The organism is Shewanella sp. ECSMB14102 (assembly GCF_000813075.1).
In the GTDB taxonomy this organism is placed as follows: Bacteria; Pseudomonadota; Gammaproteobacteria; order Enterobacterales; family Shewanellaceae; genus Shewanella; species Shewanella indica.
Genome location: NZ_JWGX01000024.1, coordinates 36,160 through 57,040 on the forward strand (window position 1 = coordinate 36,160; position 20,881 = coordinate 57,040).

At 54.5% G+C, this 20,881-nt stretch carries 18 protein-coding genes; 7 read left to right on the plus strand and 11 right to left on the minus strand.

Annotation, left to right across the window (positions count from 1 at the left end; translation table 11 throughout):
- The first annotated feature begins 1,439 nt into the window (after positions 1–1,439).
- The 5 genes from RC73_RS08775 to RC73_RS21430 all read left to right on the plus strand — a co-directional run bounded on the left by RC73_RS08775 (position 1,440) and on the right by RC73_RS21430 (position 5,887).
- Positions 1,440–2,066, plus strand: coding sequence for an NADAR family protein (locus tag RC73_RS08775; RefSeq protein ID WP_235369980.1), 627 nt, complete (start codon positions 1,440–1,442; stop codon positions 2,064–2,066).
- Between the two features lie 112 nt (positions 2,067–2,178).
- Positions 2,179–3,312 (plus strand): pyridoxal phosphate-dependent aminotransferase, encoded by a 1,134-nt coding sequence (locus RC73_RS08780; RefSeq protein ID WP_039034291.1) that lies wholly within the window; start codon positions 2,179–2,181, stop codon positions 3,310–3,312.
- Positions 3,313–3,418: 106 nt separating this feature from the next.
- Positions 3,419–3,877, plus strand: coding sequence for a hypothetical protein (locus tag RC73_RS08785; RefSeq protein WP_039034292.1), 459 nt, complete (start codon positions 3,419–3,421; stop codon positions 3,875–3,877).
- Entirely contained in the window at positions 3,874–4,284 is a 411-nt protein-coding gene (locus tag RC73_RS08790; protein WP_039034293.1) for a hypothetical protein, read from the plus strand. The genes RC73_RS08785 and RC73_RS08790 overlap by 4 nt, the downstream gene beginning before the upstream one ends.
- Before the next feature lie 289 nt (positions 4,285–4,573).
- Positions 4,574–5,887: a methyl-accepting chemotaxis protein gene (locus tag RC73_RS21430; RefSeq protein ID WP_039034294.1), complete on the plus strand. Its 1,314-nt coding sequence runs from the start codon at positions 4,574–4,576 to the stop codon at positions 5,885–5,887.
- Between the two features lie 264 nt (positions 5,888–6,151).
- Here the strand turns inward: RC73_RS21430 and gabT are convergent, their stop codons facing one another.
- The 11 genes from gabT to RC73_RS08850 all read right to left on the minus strand — a co-directional run bounded on the left by gabT (position 6,152) and on the right by RC73_RS08850 (position 19,044).
- Positions 6,152–7,423 (minus strand): 4-aminobutyrate--2-oxoglutarate transaminase, encoded by a 1,272-nt coding sequence (gene gabT / locus RC73_RS08800; RefSeq protein ID WP_039034295.1) that lies wholly within the window; start codon positions 7,421–7,423, stop codon positions 6,152–6,154.
- Positions 7,424–7,470: 47 nt separating this feature from the next.
- Positions 7,471–8,913 (minus strand): NADP-dependent succinate-semialdehyde dehydrogenase, encoded by a 1,443-nt coding sequence (gabD, locus tag RC73_RS08805; RefSeq protein WP_039034296.1) that lies wholly within the window; start codon positions 8,911–8,913, stop codon positions 7,471–7,473.
- Positions 8,914–8,959: 46 nt separating this feature from the next.
- Positions 8,960–10,246, minus strand: a complete 1,287-nt coding sequence (locus tag RC73_RS08810; protein WP_039034297.1) for an NAD(P)/FAD-dependent oxidoreductase — start codon at positions 10,244–10,246, stop codon at positions 8,960–8,962.
- Between the two features lie 164 nt (positions 10,247–10,410).
- Positions 10,411–11,226: an ABC transporter permease subunit gene (locus RC73_RS08815; RefSeq protein ID WP_039034298.1), complete on the minus strand. Its 816-nt coding sequence runs from the start codon at positions 11,224–11,226 to the stop codon at positions 10,411–10,413.
- Positions 11,223–12,122, minus strand: coding sequence for an ABC transporter permease subunit (locus tag RC73_RS08820; protein ID WP_037436682.1), 900 nt, complete (start codon positions 12,120–12,122; stop codon positions 11,223–11,225). The genes RC73_RS08815 and RC73_RS08820 overlap by 4 nt, the downstream gene beginning before the upstream one ends.
- Complete coding sequence (gene potA / locus RC73_RS08825; RefSeq protein ID WP_025009894.1) at positions 12,119–13,255, minus strand: polyamine ABC transporter ATP-binding protein; 1,137 nt, start codon at positions 13,253–13,255, stop codon at positions 12,119–12,121. Before potA ends, RC73_RS08820 begins: the two co-directional genes overlap by 4 nt.
- A 118-nt stretch (positions 13,256–13,373) precedes the next feature.
- The gene (locus RC73_RS08830; protein ID WP_039034299.1) at positions 13,374–14,471 is read right to left on the minus strand and encodes a polyamine ABC transporter substrate-binding protein; all 1,098 of its coding nucleotides are present in this window, start codon (positions 14,469–14,471) and stop codon (positions 13,374–13,376) included.
- Between the two features lie 155 nt (positions 14,472–14,626).
- On the minus strand, positions 14,627–16,000 hold the full coding sequence (locus tag RC73_RS08835) for an aspartate aminotransferase family protein (protein ID WP_039034300.1): 1,374 nt from the start codon (positions 15,998–16,000) through the stop codon (positions 14,627–14,629).
- A gap of 10 nt (positions 16,001–16,010) precedes the next feature.
- Positions 16,011–17,360, minus strand: a complete 1,350-nt coding sequence (locus RC73_RS08840; RefSeq protein ID WP_028780689.1) for a glutamine synthetase family protein — start codon at positions 17,358–17,360, stop codon at positions 16,011–16,013.
- Position 17,361: 1 nt separating this feature from the next.
- A complete protein-coding gene (locus RC73_RS08845; RefSeq protein WP_039034301.1) occupies positions 17,362–18,126 on the minus strand; it encodes a gamma-glutamyl-gamma-aminobutyrate hydrolase family protein in 765 nt (254 codons plus the stop codon).
- 369 nt (positions 18,127–18,495) lie between these two features.
- Positions 18,496–19,044 carry a cupin domain-containing protein gene (locus RC73_RS08850; protein WP_039034340.1) on the minus strand — a complete coding sequence of 183 codons (549 nt, stop codon included), beginning with the start codon at positions 19,042–19,044 and terminating at the stop codon, positions 18,496–18,498.
- A gap of 209 nt (positions 19,045–19,253) precedes the next feature.
- On the opposite strand from RC73_RS08850, the gene RC73_RS08855 reads away from it, so the two are divergent.
- A complete protein-coding gene (locus RC73_RS08855; RefSeq protein ID WP_039034341.1) occupies positions 19,254–20,561 on the plus strand; it encodes an NAD(P)/FAD-dependent oxidoreductase in 1,308 nt (435 codons plus the stop codon).
- Positions 20,562–20,649: 88 nt separating this feature from the next.
- The gene (locus RC73_RS08860; protein WP_039034302.1) at positions 20,650–20,871 is read left to right on the plus strand and encodes a hypothetical protein; all 222 of its coding nucleotides are present in this window, start codon (positions 20,650–20,652) and stop codon (positions 20,869–20,871) included.
- Positions 20,872–20,881: the final 10 nt, after the last annotated feature.

Below are 20,881 nucleotides of genomic sequence, written 5' to 3' on the forward strand. Positions count from 1 at the left end.
GATGCACTTGCTCCACGACTTTAAGCCGCTGGCACAGCGGCTATCATTGCTTTAAGCTCAAAATGGCCAAATAACATAGGTCGAGCTTCCGGCCACGATGTAGTCCATCACCTGCGGTGCGCTTTTCGCACAGGCAATCCTGTGACTCGCTGCGAGTACGTCCCTGTAAGCTCTGCCTCGCCATCCCTGGCTCGGAAGGTCACAGTTCCGCCTGTGCCTAGAATTAGGTGTATGTCTGCAGAACTCTCAAATATTTCAAGCTACTCCATTGTCACAGAATTGCACCAATTCCCCCTCGGTGTCGCCGACAGCCGTTGGCGCAAATAACGTGGCTGAGGCATGGATGCCGAAGCAGCGCCAGTCGAATCAGGGATGAGCGTCTGAAGCGGTAGTTATTTGCGCCATTAGGCCGAGGGGCTTTCGACACCGTGTGGGGCGGCAAGGGAGATCCAAGAGGGGATTGCTGTTGATCCCTTCTTGGTCGGGTGTGGGGCGAAGCTCCACGACTTTAGGCCGCTGCCACAGCGGCTATCATAGCTCCCAGCTAAAAGTTCCTAAGTTAGTACTGGCCGAGCTTCCGGCCACGATGTAGTCCATCACCTGCGGTGCGCTTTTCGCACAGGCGATCCTGTGACACGGTGAGAGTTGCGTAGCAACATGCTTTCGAGCGCGAGCCAGGGATGGTGAGCTGGCCGTTAAACAGGGAAGTTGCTGTGAATACGTCCATGTAGCCTCGACGAAAACGTCCCTGTTTTCGACGGTCACAGTTCCACCTGTGCCTGGAAAATGGGTGTATGTCTGTAGGTATATAAGCAATTTCAAGCAACGCTATGATTGCAGAATTGCACCTATTCCCCCTCGGTGTCGCCGAAAGCCGTTGGCGCAAATAACGTGGCTGAGGGCGAATGCTCGCCGGTGGCGAGTGTGCTTATGAGCGCGAGCCAAGGAAGGCGAGCTGGCCTTTATCCATGGAAGGATTTGGATGCCGAAGCAGCGACAGTCGAATCAGGGGCGAGTGTCGCCTAGCGACGAGCTCACGAGCGCGAAACAGGATGTTGAGCCGGGCCAGAGTCACATGGATGTGATTCTGAGCGTCTGAAGCGGTAGTTATTTGCGCCATTAGGCCGAGGGGCTTTCGACACAGTGTGGGGCGGCAAGGGAGATCCAAGAGGGGATTGCTGTTGATCCCTTCTTGGTCGGGTGTGGGGCGGTGAGTGTCGCATAGCGACATGCTTACGAGCGAGAGCCAGGGATGGCGAACTGGCAGTTGTGCATGGATGCACTTGCTCCACGACTTTAAGCCGCTGGCACAGCGGCTATCATGGCTTTAAGCCAACTCTTCACCGACCGTGAACATTCAAGAAATTTCGCTAAATTGTAAGCTAGTGTAGCATGACCTCATACACAACTTATAGAATTCATAGCAATCTCTGAGTTCAGTGCCAAGGCCTGAACTGACCAGGGTAAGAAAGTCTTTTGCAGGTAAAAAGCAACCAAGCATAGGAATCACTTTGAAAATTAGGACAAGAGAACAGTTGGTCGATTTCGTAGACCAAGGGAATAAGGTCAAGTACATATTCTTCTGGGGACACCAGGAGAAAGGAGAACAAATTTCCAAGAGTTGTTTTAGTCAATGGTATGACGCAAAGTTTGAAGAAGAAGGCAACGTCTTCATTACTGCGGAGCATTACATGATGTATCACAAGGCAAAGCTATTTGGTGATGACATTGCATGTGAAAGAATCCTCCTTGCCACCAACCCTGGCGCAGCCAAAGCTATTGGTCGGGAAGTTGTCGGGTTCAACCAAGAAGTCTGGGATGAGAGACGCTTTGAAATAGTGCTTAATGCAAACTTAGCTAAGTTTGCTCAGCATACTGAACTAAAATCGTTTCTGCTTAATACTGGAAACCGTATCTTGGTCGAGGCTAGTCCTGTAGATAAAGTATGGGGGATAGGGCTCGCTCAAGATCATCCTGAATCTGAAATTCCCAGGAGATGGAACGGCTTAAACCTGTTAGGGTTTGCACTCATGGAAGTTCGCGATCGGCTCAGAAAAGATCTCTGACAATCAAAAGCCAAAAGAATAACAAACTTCAAATAATGAATAAAAATTCATTTATTTTCTCTCCTCCTCTGGGTAGACTGAGTGCCCTCTTATCCAGAACATCATAATAAACATGCAATTAAGTCGTAGGCATTTTATTCAGGCCGGTTTAGCCGGTACCGCACTGGGGCTCAGTGGCTGCAGTAATTTTTCTTTATCTTCCCAAGAGCAGGCCCAAGCTACTGTCTCCAAGGGGCCCCTGGCGCTGAACTTCAATGAAAACCCGCTGGGGATGCCAAACAGTGCCCGGGAAGCCATTATGCAGCATATGGGCGAGGCGCACCTGTATCCCGACAGTGCCCGTCAGGCCTTGCTCAAGCGCCTGGCAAGCTATCACGGTATCAGCCAAGAGCAGCTCATCTACGGCAATGGCTCTTCCGAAGTACTCAAGTTCGCCATAGATGCCATGGCCAGCGCTCACTGCCAATTGGTGATGCCCAAGCCTACCTTTGACATAGTGGCCGACTATGCCAAGGCCCGGGGACTCAAGGTAACAGAAGTGCCGCTGACCGCCGAGCTGCAAACCGATATCGCCGCTATGCAAGCCGCCGTGGCCGCGCACTCTGGCCCTTCCATTGTCTATCTGTGTAACCCCAATAACCCAACTGGCCTTTTGCTGCCCAAGGCGCCGGTTGCACAGTGGCTGGCCAAGGCCAGTCCCGAGCTGCAGTTTATTATTGATGAGGCCTACGGCGAGTATGCCGGTAGCGATTTCCAATCCGCGCTGCCGTTCATCCAAAATGGCCAGAAACACACAGTGCTGACCAAGACATTCTCCAAAGCATGGGGAATGGCAGGACTGAGGGCCGGTTATGCCATTGCCGCTCCAGAAATGATAGCCGCCATGCAGGCCCAGGCGAGTTTTGACAACGCCAACCAGTTTGCCCTCTATGGGGCGGCAGCAGTGTTGGATGACAGCGCCTGGCTGGCGCAGACCCGCAGCAACAACTTAGAAGCCGGTGCCATTATCATTGCCACGCTCAAACAATTGGGGCTCGACTATCTGCCGCTCAACGCCAGTTTTATTTTCCACCGCATCAAGGGCAATAATGAAGACTATCGCAAGCGGATGCAGCAGGCCGGCATTCTGGTGGGCCGCACCTTCCCAGGGCTTGAAGGCTGGAATCGCTTGACCTTGGGCACACCAATGCAGATGCAACAAGTTGCCAAAGAGATGCAACGTCTGCGTTTGGAAGGTTTGCTCTAATTTCTCTTTCAAGAGCTGTTTCAAGCACTCTTTCAAGTGCTCTTTCAAGTGCCTTGACTTTTCGCTAGACTCGGACTTTCGCAGCCTTTTTCAGAAGGATTCTGATATGCAAGTCCGGCCCTTTCTGGGGGCGTTATTCGCCCTCGGTTTCTCCCTGTCGTTGCAAGCCGCCCCCGGCGAGCTGGTCATCAACAAAAATGCCAAACCCAAATCTTCAAACCGCTATATCGAAGCCGTTCATAAAGAGATCCCGGTAGCGGGAGCCAGTGAGGCCCAGGTTCGCTATGCCATTCTCGAAGGTATGCTCAGCACCAAGGGCTTTGCCTGGGTATACGAGGGCGAAGGTGAGGGCTATATCCTGGCCCGTTTCGACTATCGCGGCGACACTAATGTGATGCGCATTGAATACGACGCCAGCTATATTCAGCTTAAGTACCACGCCGCCCTGGGGGATTTTGTCTGCAAGAAGCTGATTGATGATATCTGCTACAAGAATGGCCGCGGCTATTACAACTACATCAAGAATCTGCGTCTCTCCATCGCCCAGGAGCTGAAAAAATCATGAAACGAATACTACTGCTGCTGAATCTGGTATGGCTGAACCCGGCTTCCGCCGAGACTGAATATCAATTGCAACGCTGGCAAAACCCAGTACCCACAGGCGGCTATGTACAGGATATCCCCGCCATGTTACAGCGGGCCGTTACCCGGGATAGCTGGGAACTGGAAACTGCCGCTGATGGCACCTGGCTCGCCCGGCTCAATAACTACAAGGGATACACGGTCGAAGTAGAAGTCGCACGACAGGCACAGAAACTGCAGCTTAGCCTGATCTCCAGCCGCTGCGATTGCAAAATGGACCAGGCCAAAATCGACAGCTGGTTAATTCGCCTCAGGCGCAATATCGCCCTCGAAGTCACCAAAGCCGCCAGAGATGAGAGTTTGCGACAAAAGCTGAAGGCCAAATATTAAGGGTATTCCCGTGATCGGCAAAGGTGTCGAAATCTTAAGTTAACAAAAACTTGCTAGTCTGTGCGCCGGCACCTTCCATGCCACACAGCACAGACTCCAAAGTGTGACAGTTGAAGCTTAATATCATTTACCGCTTTCACTCTGCCACACTTATGCTACCTTTCAGCGACGCTATAATAAGTAAAAATATGCAGCCTATCAGGAATAACGACTGCGAAATGGATCCTCGCCTCAGAATACGAGCCGACAGCAAGCTGCCGACTAAACCTAACAAGTGGGGATCTGTTTTATGTTCTTCAATAAATCGTCCAGACATGCGCTGGAACAATGTCAATTGCAGCTATCCAGGCAACTGGCAACAGTACAAGCCATAGAGCAGTCGCTTGCCTGTGTGGTGTTCACACCCGAAGGCACTGTGATAGAAGCCAATCGCCTGTTTGCCGAGTTGTTTGGCCTGGAACAGGAAAAGCTCAAAGGCATGCCTCACAAAAGCTTGTGTCAAACCGATTATGCCGCCTCAACCCAGTACCGCAGGTTTTGGGAGCAGCTCAGGCAGGGGAAAGCCGCTGCCGGGGTGTTTGAACGTCGCCATGCAGATGGCAGCAGCATCTATTTGCAGGCCACCTACTTCCCGGTGTTTGAGCAGGGTAAAGTCACCCGCGTCATGAAAATTGCCGCCGATGTCACCAACAGCCAAATGGAAACCGACACTCAAAAAGCAGTGGCCAACGCCCTGGATAACTCCCAGGCGATTATCGAGTTTGACCCCAAGGGCAATATCATTGAGGCCAATGCCAATTTTCTCGACGTCATGGGCTATACCAGGGCCGAACTGAAAGGACAACACCACAAGCTGTTTTGTGACGAGGCCTTCTACCGGGAACACCCCCATTTTTGGGAAGAGCTCAATAAGGGCCAGTTCAAGTCCGGGCTGTTTAAACGCTTCAATAAACTGGGGCAAACCGTCTGGCTTGAGGCCAGCTATAACCCGATACACAATGCCGCCGGTAAAGTAATCAAGGTGATTAAGTTTGCCAGTGATATCACCGCCAGGATAGAAAAGTCCCAGGCGATTAAAGAAGCGACCGAAATAGCCCACAGCACGGCGCTGAATACAGGTGCCACAGTCGAGCAAGCCATAGACAGTCTCGACAGGGTAACTGCTACCTCAAACAACATAACCTATCAGGTACAGCAGGCCTCAGAGGCGATAGCTCAGCTCAATGAGCAGTCACGCCATATCCAGGCGATAGTCTCGACCATCAGCGCCATTGCCGAGCAGACCAATCTGTTGGCGCTCAATGCCGCAATTGAAGCTGCCCGCGCCGGTGAACAGGGCCGAGGCTTTGCCGTTGTCGCCGATGAAGTCAGGCAACTGGCGGCCCGCACCAGTGAGTCCACCAAGGAGATAGGCTCTGTTGTCAGTCAAAATGGTCAGCTTACAGACAAGGCCACCCGGGAAATGGCGGCGGTGGCCGAAGCGGCCAACCAAGGTAAAATCCAACTTCAGGATGTCGCAGACCTAATGAGCGCGATTCTCGATGGTGCCCGTAATGTGGTTGATACAGTCGCGTCCCTGTCCGATGAACATCAGGGACATTGATTCGAAGGCTCATCCCGCTCCTCTAAAAAGCCCCCCCAGCCAAGGCCGGGGCTTTCGTCGGATCTTGAGTTTACCCAACGGTTCGTTTCGGCTATGTCGCAACTGCGCCAGCGTCAGGCACAATGCGCGTGCAGATAAAAAGTTAACAGCGACAAAATAGCCGCTTGGACAGGCCCAGCCTCAAGCAACTCAAATGAATAAGCCTCTTTTTTACTACTGACATAAAAAAGGGAAGCGCTGTGCTTCCCTATCATCCTTACCGGCTCAACTACGCAGTTGCCGGAAACACTCGGCAATAATCTCCAGCCCCTGCTGCAGATCCCTGTCACTGACGGTCAAAGGCACCAAGAGACGCAGCACATTGCCATAAGTGCCACAGGAAAGCAGGATAAGACCGCGCTCCCGCGCCAAGGTAAGGACTCGGGCGCAGTACTCGGGCTTGGGCACACCGTCTTCAACCAACTCCATGGCCACCATGGCGCCGAGGCCGCGAACATCGGCAATAAAGTCGTGCTCCTGTTGCAGCTTGCCAAGCGCTTCTTTAATGACAGCACCCACCTGCTTGGCCCGCGCCAGCAGCTGTTCCTTCTCGAAGGTTTCTATCACCGCCAGGGCGGCAGCGCAGGCAAGCGGATTGCCGCCATAGGTGCCTCCCAAACCGCCGGGGCCTATGGCATCCATCATCTCGGCCCGGCCGGTAATGCCGGAGAGCGGGAAACCACCGGCAATGGACTTGGCAAAAGTCGTGATATCGGCGGCAACACCCATCTGTTCCATGGCAAAGAAGGTGCCGGTGCGGCCGGCGCCCGTCTGCACCTCATCGGCAATCAGCACTATCCCTTCCTTGTCACACAGCTTGCGCAGCCGCGCCATAAACTCGGGGGATGCGGCATAGAAGCCGCCCTCGCCCTGCACCGGCTCAAGAATAATGGCGGCAATATCCGCCGGCTCGGCATCATTCTTGAAAATCTGCTCGATGGACTTCATCGCATCGTCGTCACTCACCCCATGCAGCGCGCAGGGATACTGGGCACGAAACACGTTGGCCTGCATCAACCCCATGCCCTTACTGTAGGGCGCCACTTTGCCGGTGAGCGCCAGCGTTGCCATGGTGCGGCCATGATAGCCTGAGGTAAAGGCGATGACGCCGCTGCGTTTGGTGTAGGCCCTAGCGACCTTGAGGGCATTTTCCACCGCCTCCGAGCCACTGGTAAACAGCGCCGACTTCTTGGCGAAATCCCCGGGAACCAGGGCGTTGAGTTTTTCGCAGACGGCCACATAACTCTCATAGCCCAGCACCATAAAACAGGTATGGGAGAAGTCTTCCAACTGGCGGGCAACCGCCTGCTTGACTCTGGGATGCAGGTGCCCGGTATTGAGCACGGCTATGCCACCGGCAAAGTCCAGATATTCGCGGCCCTCGACGTCCCATACCCGGGCATTTTCCGCCCGTTCCACAAACACAGGGTGTATCTGTCCCACACCCGGTGCCACTGCGGCCTGGCGCCGCACCATCAGAGAGTCATTGCTTATCATCCTGCTATCCTCTGTTGTTGTCCCGGCACCGCCGGGACATGGGTTAATCAGACCGAGAGGCAGAGATACTTGATCTCCAGATATTCCTCTATGCCATATTTAGAGCCTTCCCGTCCCAGCCCCGAAGCCTTGATGCCGCCAAAAGGCGCTACTTCGTTGGAGATAAGCCCGGTATTGATCCCCACCATTCCGTATTCCAGCGCCTCGGCAACTTTCCAGACTCTGGAGATATCCCTGGCGTAGAAATAGGCCGCCAAGCCGAACTCGGTATCGTTGGCCATGGCGATCACTTCATCGACACTGTCAAAGCGGAACAGCGGCGCCAGCGGGCCAAAGGTTTCCTCTTTGGCGACCCGCATGCTGCCATTCACCTCGGTCAAAATAGTGGGCTCGAAGAAGTTACCGCCCAGCGCCCGGCCGCCTGTCTTGACCCTGGCGCCTTTGGAGACGGCATCCTCAAGATGCTCCTGCACCTTTTTCACCGCATTCTTGTCGATAAGCGGCCCTGTGGTAATGCCGGACTCTGTGCCGACACCCACCTTGAGCTCGGCCACTTTGGCGGCCAGCTTTTCGCTAAAGGCATCGTAAACGGACGACTGCACATAGATGCGGTTGGCGCAGACGCAGGTCTGGCCGGCATTGCGGTACTTGGAGATCATTGCCCCTTCCACCGCAGCATCCAGATCGGCATCGTCAAACACGATAAAGGGCGCGTTGCCACCGAGTTCCAAAGACAGTTTCTTCAGGGTGGCGGCGCATTGCTGCATCAGATGAATGCCCACGCCGGTCGAGCCGGTGAAAGATAACTTACGCACCACGGCACTTTCGCAAAGGGTATTGCCTATCGCCTTGGCATCACCGGTGATCACGCTGAAGACACCGGGAGGAATACCGGCTTCAATCGCCAGGTAGGCCAGCGCCAGAGCGGTAAAAGGGGTCTGCGGCGCCGGTTTGACTATCATGGTGCAACCGGCCGCCAGTGCCGGTCCCGCCTTACGGGTGATCATCGCCGCCGGGAAGTTCCAGGGCGTAATGGCCGCAGTCACGCCCACGGGCTGTTTGATCACCAACAGGCGCTTGTCCTGTTGATGGCCGGGGATCGTATCGCCGTAAACCCGCTTGCCCTCTTCGGCAAACCACTCGATAAAGGAGGCGGCGTAAGCGACCTCACCACGGGCTTCTGCCAGAGGCTTACCCTGCTCTGTGGTCATCAGCAGCGCCAAGTCATCGGCGTGTTGATTGATAAGCTCGAACCAACGTTTGAGAATGCTGCTGCGCTCTTTGGCGGTCAACGCCCGCCAGGCCGGTAGAGCCCGCTCGGCGGCATCTATGGCTCTGCGGGTTTCAAATGCGCCCATCTCGGGCACACTGCCGATACGCTCGCCGGTGGCCGGGTTGAAAATATTGACCTTCTTGCCTGAGTCTGCGTCCAGCCACTGGCCTTCAATATAGGCTTGTTCACGCAGCAGCGCACTCTGGTTAAGTTTCATTGCGACTCCTTTAAATGGGCGCCAAGCGCCCTTGTACGGATAGGCATCAAATACCCAGTTTGTCCCTCAGGCTGTAATACCAGGCGCCGAGCGCAGAAAAGGGGACTCGCAGGGCATGTCCGCCGGGAAATGGATAATGGGGCAGGCTGGCAAAGGCATCGAAACGCTCCGCCTGTCCGGTCAGCACCTCGGCAATCAACTTGCCCGCCAGGTGGGTATAAGTCACCCCATGACCACTACAGCCCTGGGAGTAATAGATGTTGCTGCCAATCCTGCCGACCTGAGGCAAACGGGAGAGTGTCAGCAGAAAGTTGCCTGTCCAGGTATAGTCGATACGGACCCCTTTCAATTGGGGGAAGGTCTTGAGCAGCTTGGGCAGGATAATCGCTTTGATATTCTCCGGATCTCGGGCGCCGTAGACTACACCGCCACCATAGATCAGGCGTTTGTCGGCCGACAGGCGGAAATAATCCAGCAGATAGTTACAGTCCTCGACGCAGTAGTCCTGCGGCAACAGACTGTGGGCCAACTCATCACCCAAGGGTTCTGTCGTGATTACCTGGGTACCGCAAGGCATGGATTTGGCAGCAAGTTGGGGCAGCAGTTTGCCAAGATAGGCATTTCCAGCCACCACCACAAACCTGGCCTTAACCTGGCCATTGGCGGTATGTACTATAGGGTACTCCCCTTCGTCGATACGTACTACGGCCGAGTCCTCAAAAATTTTTCCACCGAGAGATTCCACCGCCCTCGCCTCACCCAGCGCCAGGTTCAGCGGATGGATATGGCCGCCACTCTTGTCCAGCAAGCCGCCGATATAACGGTCTGTATTGACCACCTGGCGAATGCCGGCATCATCCAACAACTGTAGCTGGTCTGTGTGACCATATCGCTCCCAGAGGGCTTTTTGCTGCTGCAGATGCCCCATCTGTTTGCTATTGATGGCGGCAAATACCCCGCCGTTTTTGAGGTCACAATCTATCTGGTATTTTTCGATGCGTTCGCGGATGATGCGGCCGCCCTCGAAGGCCATTTCGCCAAAGAGCTTGGCCTGCGCCTTACCGACAGTGCTTTCTATCACGTCGAGATCGCGGCTGTAGCTGTTGACTATCTGGCCACCGTTGCGGCCAGAGGCGCCCCAGCCCACTCTGGCCGCTTCCAATACCACCACCTTGAAACCGGCCTCCAACAGGTGCAGCGCCGAGCTGAGTCCGGTATAACCGGCCCCTATCACACAGACATCGGTTTCCAGCACCTCGCTTAAGCTGTTGCGTTCACGAGTGTCATTGGCCGAATCGGCATAATAAGAGGAGGTGTGGGCAGTGGCAGTCATGGTTATTCCAGCCTTTATGTTTGTTATTTTTAACACTTGCATCATCCTACACAGTTAAATCGACTAAAACCAGTAGAAAACGCATTATAAAACACAAATCGTTCAAAATTTAAAACACACAAAAGAGATAGCGGCGATGGCTGTCACAGCCAACCGCCGAATTGTTATTCCTCTGTTTGTCTGCTGCGGCGTTCGGCGCGGCGCGCCAGATACCAGGACAGGAAAGCGATCAGGGATACCACCAGAATGATCAATGTCGCCAGGGCGTTGATCTTGGGGGACACCCCGAGCCGCACCGAGGAGAACACCACCATAGGCAGTGTAGTGGCGCCAGGTCCCGAGGTAAAGCTGGCAATCACCAGATCGTCCAGCGACAGGCTGAACGACAACAGCCAACCCGCCATCAGCGCAGGAGCTATCATGGGCACAGTTATCAGAAAGAAGGTCTTCAGCGGTGTCGCCCCCAGATCCATTGCCGCCTCTTCAATAGAGAGATCCAGCTCCCTGAGGCGCGATGACACCACCACGGCCACATAGGCGGCGCAGAAGGTGGAATGGGCAATCCAGACTGTCATCCTGCCCCGCTCAGCCGGCCAGCCGAGCAGATCCGACATATGCACAAACAGCAGCATCAGCGACAGACCCGTGATCACCTCGGGCATAACCAAGGGCGCCGTAATCATGTTCGACAGCGTCAGCTTGGCCCAGGAGCGACGAAAGCGTGTCATCACAAAGGCCGCCATAGTGCCTATGATCACCGCCATGGTCGAGCTGTAGAAGGCGATTTGCAAACTGGTCCAGACCGCATCCAGTATCTGCTGATCGGCAAACAGCTCGGCGTACCACTTGGCGGAAAAGCCACCCCAGACAGTTACCAGTTTGGAGGCGTTGAAAGAGTAGAAAATCAGAATAAACATGGGGGCATACAGAAACACCAGCCCAATCCATAACATCAGGGTCGAGAAACTCAGCTTCTTCATATCTCTTTCTCCAGACTGCGGCTCTGATAGCGATGGAACAGGGTGATGGGCACAATCAGCAGCACCAGCATCACTATCGCCAGCGACGAAGCCACCGGCCAGTCACGGTTGTTGAAGAACTCCTGCCACAGCACCTTACCTATCATCAGCGAGTCCGGCCCGCCGAGCAGCTCGGGGATCACAAACTCCCCCACGGCCGGAATAAACACCAGCATGGAGCCGGCAATGACTCCGCTCTTGGACAGGGGCAGCGTCACTTTCCAGAAGGTATTGAGACTGCGGGAGCCGAGATCCGCCGCGGCTTCCAGCAGGCTGACATCCAGCTTCACCAAGGTGGCGTACAGCGGCAATATCATAAAGGGCAGATACGCATAGATGATGCCGATATACACCGCCAAATTGGTATTGAGCATCTGCAGCGGCTCATCAACAATCCCAAGCCCCAGCAGCAGGTTATTGATAAGCCCTGTGTTACTCAAAATCCCCATCCAGGCGTAGACCCGAATAAGAAATGAGGTCCAGGAGGGTAACATCACCAACAATAGCAGCACTGTCTGCAACCTGGCCGGCGCCCGGGCAATGGCATAGGCCATGGGATACCCCAGCAGCAGACAACCCAGGGTGGAAACCAGCGCCATCTTGAGCGAGTTGAGATAGGCCGAGTAGTACATGGAGTCGCTGAGCAGCAACAGATAGTTGCTCAGGTTGATAAATACCTGCAACACTTCGTCGGCATACTGAAAACTTGGCTCATAGGGCGGAATGGCAATCGCCGCGGTGGAAAAGCTTATCTTCAGTACTATGGCGAACGGCAGCGCGAAAAACAGCAGCAACCACAGATAGGGAAAGCCTATGGTCAGGTGGCGGCCTTTGAATCCTAACTTGAGCTTCTTCATGATCTTAACACCACGCCACTGGTGTCCTCCCAGCTGATATAGACTTCATCATCCCAGGTGGGATGATCGGCGCGGCGTTCACGGTTGGTCATGCTGCACTGGACTATCTGACCATTGCCAAGGCGAATGTAATACACGGAGAAACCACCGAGATAGGCGATATCGTGAACTATGCCCTTGGCCCAGTTGTATTGCTCTTCGGGCTGCTCGCGGCTTATCAGGGTTTTTTCCGGCCTGACCGCCAACCAGACATGCTTGTCCTCGACGCTGGTAGACACCCCATAACCCACGTAAAACGCCTGGTTCAGGCTCTCTGATTGAATGATCACATGGTCCACCTCATCGGCGGTGATCTCCCCCTCAAACAGATTCACTGTACCGATAAACTCGGCAATCATCCGGCTGTTGGGGCTTTCATAGATATCCATAGGCGAGCCGGTCTGGGCTATCCAGCCATCGCTCATGATGGCAATCCGCTCGGCCATGGTCATGGCTTCTTCCTGATCATGGGTAACCATGACGCAGGTCACCCCTACCCGCTCGAGAATTTCCACCACCTCCAGCTGCATCTGGGTCCGCAGTTTTTTATCCAGCGCCCCCATGGGTTCGTCCAGCAACAGGAGTTTCGGCCGCTTGGCCAAGGAACGGGCCAACGCCACCCGCTGGCGCTGACCGCCGGAGAGTTGATGCGGCTTGCGGCGGGCATATTTTTCCATATGCACCAGCTTGAGCATCTCCTGCACCCGCTGCTCGATTTCAGCCTTGGGTAACTTGTCCTGCTTGAGACCGAAGGCGATATTCTGCGCCACCGTCATATGGGGAAACAGGGCGTAGGATTGGAACATCATATTGATGGGGCGTTCATAGGGCGGCAGATGGGTAATGTCCTGACCATCGAGAAAAATGCGTCCTTCGGTAGGCTTTTCAAAACCGGCCAACATTCTCAAAAGAGTCGACTTGCCTGAGCCTGAGCCGCCGAGCAAGGCAAAGATCTCGCCCTTGTTGATGGTCAGCGACACATCATCCACGGCACGAACATCGTCAAAGAGCTTGCTGACCCGCTCGATTTTGAGCAGCACTTCATCCTGGGTTTTATTATTGGGTTTGACAGGAATGCCCGAGGTGATTGCCATAATACTTCTCCGCAAAATACCAAATGGGCGGCTCAGCGGCCGCCGCTGGTGGAACGAGTAAAGTTTGCCTGTACTACGCAATCAGACAATGAAGGGGCAGCTGGCCCCTGAGTTATTGTTATTGGCCGGATTTAACCTTGGTCCAAACCCGGGTCAGGGCCCGCTGGGCCTTGAGTGGACGAATTTCCCCCACATACAGGTTGTCCAGAGTTGCCTGTGGTGGATAGATGCCGGGATCGTTGCGGATAGACTCATCCACCAGTTTCTGCGCCGGTACATTGGGGTTGGCGTAGGAAACATAGTTGGAGATGGGGGCTATCACTTCCGGCCTGAGCAGGTAGTTGATAAAGGTCAGCGCATTGTCGACATTGCCGGCGTCGGCAGGGATGGCCAACATATCGAACCAGAGGTTGGCGCCTTCCTTGGGAATGGCATAGGCAATCTTGTTGCCGTTACCTGCCTCATCGGCGCGGGTAGCCGCCTGGAGGATATCGCCGGAGAAACCGAAGGCGACACAGATATCACCATTGGCCAGATCCGAGATATAGCGCGATGAGTGGAAATAGGTGATATAAGGCCGTATCTTGGCCAGCACTTCACCGGCCTTGTCAAAGTCGGCCGCCTTGGTACTGTTGGGATCCAATCCCAGATAGATCAGCGCCTGCGGCACCATGTCATCGGCCGAGTCCAGCATGGACATGCCGCAGGATGACAGCTTCTCGGCATACTTGGGGTTGAACATCAGTTCGAGCGAATCTGTGGGCGCATCCTCTCCCAGCAGCTCTTTTACCTTGGCGACGTTATAGCCTATACCGTTGGTGCCCCAGAGGTAAGGCACGGCATACTGGTTGCCCGGATCGGCCTTCTCCAGCTGTTTCATCAACTGGGGATCCAGATTCTGATAGTTGCTCAGCTTGCTTTTATCCAGAGGCTTAAAGGCCCCGGCCTTGATCTGCTTGGCAAGAAAGTTGTTCGAAGGCACGACAATGTCATAACCGGAGCGGCCGGAAAGCAGTTTGGCTTCAACTACTTCGTTGCTGTCAAATACGTCATAGATCACCCGGATCCCGGTTTCCTTCTGGAAGTTGGCCAGGGTATCTTCGGCGATATAGTCACTCCAGTTATACACCCGGACGACTTCTTCGGCCTGGGCCGTGGCAGCGGCCGCAAGACCTCCCAACAGTGCCACAGACGTTACTTTGGTCAATAGCTTCATGCTCTCTCCTTTTACGGGTAGCAGCGGTTGTAACCCGCCTTCAATTGTTAACTTATTGTCATTGTTATTAGTGTCACCAATGCTACTCCCTAAAACCCGCATCGGCGCCTTGGCAGCAAGGTATATCATGCCCTTACCGCCAATGGCAGGCAATCTTAGTCGTTCGATTTTTGTACGCTTGCGTAGGTCACATCGAGCGCTTGTTTCGCCTTTGTTACCAACTCATCGATTTGATCCTGGGTTATCACCAGGGGTGGCGCGATGATCATAGTGTCTCCCACCGCCCGCATCACCAAGCCACTGGCAATGGAGTGTTCCCGGCACTGAGTGCCTACCCCAAGCTCAGCAGCAAAGCGCTGATGACTCGCCTTATCGGCGACCAGTTCCAGCGCGGCCACCATGCCAACGCCGCGCACCTCACCCACCAGTGGATGCTGGGCCAAGACTTGCCGCAGCCGCTGCTGCAGATAAGGCGCGGTTTCCTCGGCCACTTTGGCGACTATGTTTTGCTGCTTCATCAGGCGCAAGTTTTCCAGTGCCACCGCGGCACTGAGTGGATGGCCCGAATAAGTGTAGCCGTGGGCAAATTCACCGCCCTTATCCAGCGCATCGGCGACTTTATCCGACACTATCACCCCGCCCATGGGGGCGTAGCCCGAAGTCATCCCTTTGGCTATGGTGATAAGATCCGGTGCAAGATCGTAATACTCGGCGGCAAAGTAACAGCCGGTGCGGCCAAAGCCGGTGATCACTTCATCGAGGATGAACAATATGTCGTACTTGGCGAGGATCTTTTTGATCTCCGGCCAATAGCTGTCCGGCGGGACTATCACGCCGCCGGCGCCCTGAATAGGCTCGGCAATAAAGGCCGCCACCTTGTCTTCACCCAGCTCGAGGATCTTGCTTTCAAGCTCGCGGGCGCAGCGAATGCCAAACTCTTCGGCAGACAGTCCCTGGCCTTCGCCATACCAGTAAGGTTGGGCGATGTGAACTATGCCTGGAATGGGCAGATCGCCCTGGGCATGCATACCACTCATGCCACCAAGACTGGCACCGGCAACTGTGGAACCGTGATAGGCATTGTGGCGCGAGATAATGGTTTTCTTCTCCGGCTTGCCCTGGATGTCCCAGTAATGACGCACCAGGCGCAAGTTGGTGTCATTGGCCTCTGAGCCAGAGCCGGTGAAAAACACCTTGTTCATATGAGGTGGTGCCAGCGCGGCTATCTCGGCGGCCAGTTCAATCGCCGGCGGGTGGCTACACTGAAAGAAGCTGTTGCAGTAAGGCAGTTCCAGCAACTGATGCGCCGCCACATCGGCGACGGAACGCAGGCCATAGCCCATGTTGACGCACCAGAGTCCGGCCATGCCATCGAGAATTTGATTGCCCTGTGAATCCCAGATATAGACGCCATCGGCGCGGGTAATCACCCGCCCGCCGGCCTGTTTCAACGCCTTGGGATCGGTAAAGGGATGCAAGTGGTGGGCATGGTCCTTGGCCTGCCAGCCTTGAGTCTGTTGTGATTTCATCTCTCCCTCCTTAGACAGTCAGCAGCAGGAATTCCCGCTCCCAGGAACTCACCACCCGGCGAAAATTCTCAAGCTCGGCGCGTTTGACCGCAACAAAACCTGTGGTGAAGTCTTCCCCCAGATATTTACGGCAATATTGGCTCTCTTCCATCATGGCCATCGCCTCTTCCAGGGTCTGCGGCAAAGAGATCCCCGAGCGGTCTTCGTTGGCCCGGCCCTGCACCGGCGTCGAAGGTTTCACATCTTCAACGATTCCCAAATAGCCGCACAACAAGCTGGCGGCAATGGCCAGATAGGCGTTGGCATCGGCCCCCGGGATACGGTTTTCAATGCGGCGATTTTGCGGTGAAGACTCGGGGATCCTCAGGCCACAGGTGCGATTCTCCTCGCCCCACTCCAGATTGACCGGCGCCGAGGTGCCCGGCAGGAAGCGGCGGAATGAGTTGACGTTGGGCGCCATCAACGGCAGAAATTCCGGCATAAAGCGCTGCAGCCCGCCGATATAACTGAGGAAGTTCTGGCTCATGGTGCCATCTTCGCGGGTGAAGATATTCTTGCCGGTTTCCTTGTCGATAACGCTCTGATGCAGGTGCATGGCGCTGCCTGGCTCATTGGTCACAGGCTTGGCCATAAAGGTGGCGCAGACGCCGTGCTTGAGGGCGGCCTCTCTCAGGGTGCGTTTGAACACAAACACCTGATCCGCCAGCGCCAGTGGATTACCGTGGCTGAAATTGATCTCCATCTGCGCCGTGCCTTCCTCGTGGATCAGGGTATCGATATCCAGCTCCTGCGCCTCACACCAGTCGTACATATCCTCAAACAGGGGGTCATACTCATTGGCGGCATCGATGGAGAAGGACTGACGTCCGGATTCGGCGCGGCCGGAACGACCAACCGGGGGCTTGAGTGGCAGATCAGGATCGTCACTGCGACTGGTGAGATAAAACTCCATCTCAGGGGCAATCACCGGCTCCCAGCCCTTATCTTCATAGAGCTTGAGCACTTTTTTCAATACGTTGCGCGGCGACAGCTCCAGCGGATTGCCCATCTTGTCATAGGTATCGTGGATCACCTGAGCCGTGGCTTCCAGGGTCCAGGGCAACATAAAGACCGCGTTTTCATCTGGCACGCAGACAAAGTCGATATCGGCGCTGTTGAGCAGACCATAGTAGGCCTCATCATCGACATAATCGCCGGTTACGGTTTGCAGCAGCACACTCTCGGGCAGCCGCATGCCCTTTTCATCGATAAACTTGTCTACCGGGGCAATTTTGCCGCGGGCGATACCTGTCATATCGCAGATAACACATTCAACTTCAGTTATTTTTTGTTCTTTTAAGAAGGCTTCAAGCTTATTCATATTATTTATTCCGCTGTTGCGCCCTAAGACTGCAAGCCTCCCCAAAGGCCTTAAAAATTGCGCTGTAGAAGGGGTTATTTCTGACCTGCCATTCCGGATGCCACTGCACTCCCAAGGCGAATGCCTTGGCGTCGGTGACAGAGAAGGCTTCAATCAGACCATCTGGAGCATGCGCTTCAGGCCGCAACCCCTGACCCAGGCGCTCCACGCCCTGAGTATGGACGGAATTAACCATCGCATGGCTACGGCCCCAGGCGTCGAAAAGCATCCCTCCAGGTTCTATGCTGACCTCGTGGGACAAGCCATACTGCACCTCCAGCGGCGCGCTCTTGTCTTCTCTGTGTTCAATAAAACCACCCACTTCATAGAGCTTCTGGTGCAAACTGCCGCCGTAAACCACATTCATTTCCTGAAAGCCACGGCAGATCCCGAGCACCGGCACTCCGGCCTCTATGGCGGCGCGAATTAAAGGCAAGGTAGTGTCATCCCGCTTGGGATCATGGTGGGTGCCCGGCTCGCTGGCCGGGCCTTGGTAATGATGAGGTTCAACATTGGAGGGGGAGCCGGTAAACAATATGCCGTCCAGACGTTCGAGCAGTTGTGTTATCGGGGTATCGGCCCCCAATGCCGGGATCACCAGGGGCCAGGCTCCGGCACCTTCGACCACGCCCAGGAGGTATTTCTCGCCAACAATATTGAAAGGATGCAGCCCCAACTGCTCATTGCATGCGGTTACACCCACCAACGCCATTGCTGCCTGTGCCATATCTCACCCCAAAACACTCAAATCCAGGTCTCAGTTTTGAACATCCACCAAAGCGAATGTTCATTTTTTCACACACTACACGGATTTTTTCGCACAGGCAAGAGGTTAATACCCTGTTAAGTATCGCCCCAACCAAAAACAACTTAAGCTATTGTTTTTATGTGAATAACCAGAAATTAGTTGCGCTTAACACAGGTGTAAACAAGCATGAACAAAGCAAAAAGTTGGCTTTGCATCACACTGGCTCAGCGGGCACCAATTCGGTGCACACGGGTTTTAACGGTCGATATTATTTACACTTTCAGGCAAATATGCTGCCCGAAGTGAATTTACGGGCAGCAAATCGCAATCAGCTGAGGAAATGGAAGATCAAAAGTTGGCAGGAGTGGTGGCACTGACCAGATGACAGGGTTCATCAAAAGGGTTGCGAAACCTGTGTGGTTGTTCGCTATTGAAATAGTAGCTGTCACCGGCCTCCAGAATAAACACCTCTTCACCGACCGTCAGTTCAAAGCGACCGGTAATCACCAGCGCCGCTTCTTCCCCTTCGTGGCGCAGCATCTCTTCACCCGTATCGGCTCCCGGGGGATAAGTCTCCGACATCACAGACATGGCACGGTTGGGGTAATCCCGACCAATAAGCTTGAACTCCAGCGGCCCAGTGCCTATGTCCAAAAGCTCATTGGAGCGATACACCACTTTTTGCTCGGTAGAGCCGTTTTCACCTATGGAGAAAAACTCCACCAGCGACATGGGGATCCCCGAAAGCACTTTCTTGAGTGAACTGACTGAAGGGCTGACACTGTTTTTCTCTATCATAGAGATGGTGCTGTTGGTCACCCCGGCGCGTTTAGCCAGCTCACGCTGGGACAGGCCTTTCATCTTTCTAACAGCCTTGAGGCTGGCACCTATATCCAAATCGCAAATCCCCCAAAAATCTCTTATCAGGCGGTTACAGGACACGGTCGGCAGCGGCTTCTGCACTAGGGCAACCAGGGTCCCGGTGAAATTGTTTTGTATTATATGACAAAAGCATGTTAAATAAAACGAACACTTTGAAGGCAAGAGTGCGACGACCGTCAGGTGTAACCAGCCGAGTCCAAACTTATAACAAGAACGGAGCCATGATGCCAATCCAGTCCCCCATTCACAGTGACAACTATCCCGCCTCTTTTTACCATGCGACCGCCAAAGAATTGTTTCAGCATCCCAGGCTGGAAGAGTCATTGGAGACAGATGTCTGCGTAATAGGCGCTGGCTTCAGCGGCCTCAACAGTGCCATAGAACTGGCTGAACGAGGCTTTGGGGTCACCATACTGGAAGCCAAAAAAGTGGGCTGGGGCGCCTCAGGGCGTAATGGCGGGGAGTTGATCCGCGGTATTGGCCATAATATTGAACAGTTTGAGCCGAGTATAGGTAAAGAAGGTGTGCTGGCTATCAAGCAGATGGGTTTTGAAGCCGTCGATATTGTCCGGCAACGGATCGCGCAATACCAAATCGATTGCGATCTGCGCTGGGGCTACTGCGATCTGGCGCTGAAACCAAGACATATGCAGGAGCTTGAACTGGAGCTTACCGAGCTTGAGCAACTTGGCTACCCACATAAGCTCAAGCTGTTGTCCAAGGAGCAGTTGCCCGAAGTCATAGGCTCTAAGCGTTATCTCGGCGCGCTCAGCGACATGGGCAGCGGCCATCTGCACCCTTTGAATCTGGCCCTCGGCGAGGCCCGTGCGGCCCTAAGCCTGGGGGTGAACATCTATGAAGACAGCGCCGCCACCGAAATCATCAAGGGCGAGCAGATACGGGTCAGGACTGAGGGCGGTGAAGTCCGTTGCCGCTATCTGATTTTGGCCGGCAATGCCTATATAGGTGCCAAACTCGAACCTCATATCGGCTGCAAGGTGCTACCGGCCGGCAGTTATCTGCTGGCGACCGAGCCCCTGTCGCAAGCACTTTGCGCTGACATTATTCCGCAGAATATGGCCTTCGCCGATATGAGCATAGCACTGGACTATTTTCATCTGTCGGCCGACAACCGTCTGCTATTTGGCGGGCTGTGCAACTACTCAGGCAGAGATCCCAAGGACATTTGCGCCGCGCTCAGGCCCAATATGGAAAGAGTCTTCCCGGCGCTCAAGGGCGTGAAAATAGATTATCAGTGGGGCGGCATGATAGGGATTGGCGCCAATCGTATGCCGCAGATAGGCAGGTTGCCGGATAGCCCCAACATCTATTTCGCCCAGGCCTATGCCGGGCACGGCGTCAACGCCACCCATATGGCGGGGCGTCTGCTGGCAGAAGCTATCAGTCAGCAGGCTGAGCGCTTCGATATCTTTGCCTCAATAGAGCATATGACCTTCCCGGGTGGCCCGGCGCTGCGCTCGCCCATTCTGGCGGCAGGCATGCTGTACCATAGATTCAAGGATCTATTCTGAACAAAGCCTATCTTGAAAAAGGCCTGTTTTGAAGACTAGTGTATGTTGAATAGGGAGTCATTTTGAAAATAAGTACAGCAAAGGCGTTGTGGCCGTCGTGAATACTCGCTTCGATATCAGCCGCATTCATACGCCGCAGGGGATTTTTCGCCTCAAAGGGGAACTGCAAGTCTCATTGCCGATACTCGTGTGCAGGCAGCTTGAAATTCTCGGCAGTGACGGTTGGCTGAAGTTGCGAGTCGAAGATAACCGCACTCAAGTGCTGCTCGATGCGCTGTTTGAACCTGTGCGTGAACATCTCAAGCCCTGAACTTAGCCTC